This is a genomic window from Arthrobacter sp. B0490 (genome assembly GCF_002929355.1).
Lineage (GTDB): Bacteria > Actinomycetota > Actinomycetes > Actinomycetales > Micrococcaceae > Arthrobacter_D.
This window is the reverse complement of the sequence record NZ_PJIR01000175.1, coordinates 1-522: the sequence shown is the minus strand read 5'-3', so window position 1 is coordinate 522 and position 522 is coordinate 1. Positions and strand designations below refer to the sequence as shown.

Sequence of the window (522 nt, the reverse complement as noted above, 5' to 3'; positions counted from 1 at the left end):
GTACTCTCGACGCTGCACACCAACGATGCCCTGACCTCGGCCATGCGCCTGATCGACATGGGCGTCGAGCCCTTCCTCGTCGCCACCGCGCTGAATGCGGTGCTCGCCCAGCGTCTGATACGCCGCGTGTGCGAAAACTGCATGGAGGACGATCAGCCCGATCCTCGGCAACTGGCCTGGCTGGAAGCGCTGCACGGCGGCGCGCTGCGCGACCACCGTTTCAAGCGCGGCAATGGTTGCCATCAATGCCACAACAGCGGCTATGCCGGCCGTGTCGGTGTGTACGAGCTGCTGGAACTGGACGAACCGATGATCGCCGCGCTTCGTCGGGGTGATCCGCAAGGCTTCGCCGAGGCCGCGCGCCAGCAGGCGCACTATCGACCACTGGCGGCGTGCGCGCTGGATTACGCCATCGCCGGCGTCACCAGTATCGAAGAGGTGCTGAAGGTCTGCGCCACCCTGGCGGACGACGAGGTGATCGCGTGATCGCCGCTAGTCTCCTGCCTATCGCGGCCGTAGGCG

The 522-nt window shown here is 66.3% G+C and carries 1 protein-coding gene; it reads left to right on the top strand.

Translation table 11 applies throughout. The features are described from left to right. The coding region (locus CXQ97_RS21315) for an ATPase, T2SS/T4P/T4SS family (protein WP_219815504.1) at positions 1-486 on the top strand (486 nt) is incomplete at its 5' end. Positions 487-522: the final 36 nt, after the last annotated feature.